Origin of the sequence: Pseudomonas agronomica (assembly GCF_025917275.1) — a bacterium.
Lineage (GTDB): Bacteria > Pseudomonadota > Gammaproteobacteria > Pseudomonadales > Pseudomonadaceae > Aquipseudomonas > Aquipseudomonas agronomica.
Genome location: NZ_JAOSHO010000508.1, coordinates 1 through 3,493 on the forward strand (window position 1 = coordinate 1; position 3,493 = coordinate 3,493).

At 62.8% G+C, this 3,493-nt stretch carries 3 protein-coding genes; all 3 read right to left on the bottom strand.

Annotation, left to right across the window (positions count from 1 at the left end):
* Nucleotides 1-132: 132 nt before the first annotated feature.
* Complete coding sequence (rluB, locus tag OC610_RS23565; RefSeq protein ID WP_030142493.1) at nucleotides 133-1,368, bottom strand: 23S rRNA pseudouridine(2605) synthase RluB; 1,236 nt, start codon at nucleotides 1,366-1,368, stop codon at nucleotides 133-135.
* 323 nt (nucleotides 1,369-1,691) lie between these two features.
* On the bottom strand, nucleotides 1,692-2,642 hold the full coding sequence (gene scpB / locus OC610_RS23570) for an SMC-Scp complex subunit ScpB (protein ID WP_264431254.1): 951 nt from the start codon (nucleotides 2,640-2,642) through the stop codon (nucleotides 1,692-1,694).
* Between the two features lie 11 nt (nucleotides 2,643-2,653).
* Nucleotides 2,654-3,352 carry a segregation and condensation protein A gene (locus OC610_RS23575; protein ID WP_167352838.1) on the bottom strand — a complete coding sequence of 233 codons (699 nt, stop codon included), beginning with the start codon at nucleotides 3,350-3,352 and terminating at the stop codon, nucleotides 2,654-2,656.
* Nucleotides 3,353-3,493: the final 141 nt, after the last annotated feature.

Sequence of the window (3,493 nt, forward strand, 5' to 3'; positions counted from 1 at the left end):
CTGTGGGAGCGAGCTTGCTCGCGAAGACGGACTCAAAGGCACTGCATCACTTAAAGGCAGGCCAAAAAAAAAACGCCAACCCAACGGTTGGCGTTTTTTCTTGCAGCTTGCAGCTAGAAACTCACAGCTGCCTCACTCTGGCTTACGACGCCCAAACCCCGGGCGCTGTCCCGAACCTGCAGGGGCGCCACGGCGCTTGCCCGACGGTGCATCGCGATCGGCCAGGATGATGCCCGGGCGCTTTTTCGGCGCAGGCTTGGCCGGACGCTTGGTGTCGGCCGGGCGATCCGCCACTGGCGTACCGCGACCAGCTGGGGCTCCGCGGCCTTCGCCACGCTCGGTACGACCGTTGGCCGGACGTGGTGCACGCGGCCCGCGCTCGCCGTCCTGGCGCGGTGCTGGCTTGCGCGCTGGGCGCTCGCCTTCGATCTGCGGCTCGCGGGAAGGACGCGGGCCGGTCGCTACGCCGTCGGCCGCCGGGCGCAGTGTACGCACGCGCTCGGTCTTGCCCATCGGACGCGAGGACTTGCGCTGCATCCGCTCCAGCTTGTCCTTGCTCTTGGCCGTCATCTGCGGCATCGCCACAGGCTTGAGGCCAACCTCTGCCGCCAGGATATCGACTTCCTGCTGGGTCATTTCACGCCAGCGGCCCATCGGCAGGTCGGAGTTGAGGAACACCGGGCCGAAACGCACGCGCTTCAAGCGGCTGACCACCAGCCCCTGGGATTCCCACAAACGGCGCACTTCGCGGTTGCGACCTTCCATCACCACGCAGTGGTACCAGTGGTTGAAACCTTCACCGCCCGGCGCCTGCTTGATGTCGGTGAAACGCGCCGGGCCATCTTCCAGCACGACGCCAGCCTTGAGGCGCTCGATCATCTCGTCGTCGACTTCGCCCCGCACACGCACGGCGTATTCGCGGTCCATTTCGTAGGACGGGTGCATCAGACGGTTCGCCAGCTCACCGTCGGTGGTGAACATCAGCAAACCGGTGGTGTTGATGTCCAGGCGACCGATGTTGATCCAGCGGCCTTCTTTCGGACGCGGCATCTTGTCGAACACGGTCGGACGGCCTTCCGGGTCGTCACGGGTGCAGATTTCGCCGTCGGGCTTGTTGTACATGATCACGCGGCGCACCGTTTCGGCGGCCTCTTCGCGCTTGATCACCTTGCCATCGATGGTGATGGCGTCGTGCATGTCGACGCGCAGGCCCAAGGTGGCGTCCTTGCCGTTGACCTTGATGCGGCCCTGGGTGATCCAGGCTTCCACGTCACGGCGCGAACCGACGCCGATGCGGGCGAGGACTTTTTGCAGTTTTTCGCCTGCTGGGCCGATTTCCTGGCTGTCGTTCTGGTCTTGGTCGTTCATTTCTGGGCACCTCCCGGTGTGGTCGGGCCAGGCTTGGCCTGGCGCTTTGAAAACAGGTCTTTGGGCGAAGGGATCGCCAAAGGGTCGCGAATCATACGCGCGTTGAGGTGATTGCGCATCAGAGACTAGCTGATCTGAATGCACGTGGCGTTTTTTCCGCTGATCGGTGACGTCAGCGCCACAGGCAATTGAATCGTTACAGATCCATTGTGGGAGCGAGCTTGCTCGCGATAGCGGTCTGATAGCCAACATTGTTGTTGAATGTAAATTAGCTATCGCGAGCAAGCTCGCTCCCACAAGGATTCGCGGTGAAACCAGCACGGTCAATCGTCGTCGAACTGACGCCGTTCGTTTTCGATCGCTTCAGCCAGGGCGCGGGCTTCGGCCTCCTCGTCGCTCAGTTCGGGTTCCGGCGGCGCAAGGGCGGCGACGGCGGCCAGCAACTTTTCCCGGGCTTCGGCGACGCCAAGGATGTCCTCTTCGGGATCGGGCTCCGGCGTGTGTTCGATTTCACTGAGAGGCGGCGTCGGTTCATCCGTCTCGTCGTCAGGATCCGGACCTTCACGCAGCAGGTCGTCGAAGTCGGTCTTCAGGCCCTGCTCCATCGTGTCCAGCTCCAGCAGCAACGAATGGAAACTGGTCTCTTCCTTCGGCTCCTCGGGCTCGGCGCTGGCGTCGGCCAGTTCCTGCAAGCCCTGGGGCACCGGAGCGTCGTCGAACTCCAGCATCGGCTCGGGTTCCAGTTCCCGCAGTTCCGCCAGCGGCGGCAAGTCGTCGAGGTTCTTCAGGTTGAAATGATCGAGAAAGGCCTTGGTGGTGGCGAACATCGCCGGCTTGCCCGGTACGTCGCGATAACCGACGACGCGAATCCACTCGCGCTCCAGCAAGGTCTTGACGATGTTGCTGTTGACCGCCACGCCGCGCACGTCCTCGATCTCGCCACGGGTGATCGGCTGGCGATAGGCGATCAGCGCCATGGTTTCGAGCAGCGCCCGGGAATAACGCTGCGGCCGTTCTTCCCACAGGCGCCCGACCCACGGGGCGAATTTCTCACGGATTTGCAGGCGATATCCGGACGCCACTTCCTTGAGCTCGAAAGCCCGACCCTCGCAGGATTTACCCAGCAGCGTCAGGGCTTTCTTGAATACGGCCGGCTCGGGCCGCTCGCCTTCTTCGAAGAGTTCGAACAGACGCTCCATCGATTGTGGCTTTCCCGAGGCCAACAGGAAGGCTTCAAGCAAGGGGGCCAGCTCGCGGGGTTCAGTCAGATTCATTGATTTGCTCGTTATTCGGCTCGGGCTCGCACGTGGATCGCTGCGAACGGCTCATTCTGCACCAGCTCGACCAAGGATTCCTTGACCAATTCCAGGACCGCCATAAACGTCACCACCACGCCCAGCCGCCCTTCCTCGGCGGTGAACAGCTCGACAAAGGGCACGAAGCCGCCGCCCTTGAGCCGTTCCAGCACATCGCTCATGCGCTCGCGGGTGGACAGTGCCTCGCGACTGACCTGGTGGCTTTCAAACATATCGCCCCGGCGCAGGACCTCGGCCATCGACATCAGCAATTCTTCCAGGCTGACGTCGGGCAACAACTTGCGCGCCCGCGCCTCGGGGGCATCGAGCTTGGGCACCACCACATCGCGCCCCACCCGGCTCAGGCCGTCGATGCCTTCGGCGGCCACCTTGAAGCGCTCGTATTCCTGCAAGCGGCGAATCAGCTCGGCCCGAGGATCGTCTTCTTCCTCTTCGACTTCGGCCGAGCGCGGCAGCAGCATGCGCGACTTGATCTCGGCCAGCATGGCCGCCATCACCAGGTATTCCGCCGCCAGCTCAAGACGCACCGACTGCATAAGCTCGACGTAGCCCATGTACTGGCGGGTGATTTCCGCCACGGGAATGTCGAGGATGTTGATGTTCTGTTTGCGGATCAGATACAGCAGCAAGTCGAGCGGGCCTTCGAAGGCCTCAAGGAAAACCTCCAGCGCATCCGGCGGAATGTACAAGTCCAGGGGCATTTCCATGACCGCCTGGCCGTAGACCATCGCGAATGGCAGCTCCTGTTGCGCACCGGCCTGGCTGTCTGCGTTATCAACGGCGGTTTCCACCACAGACATTCAGGCCTC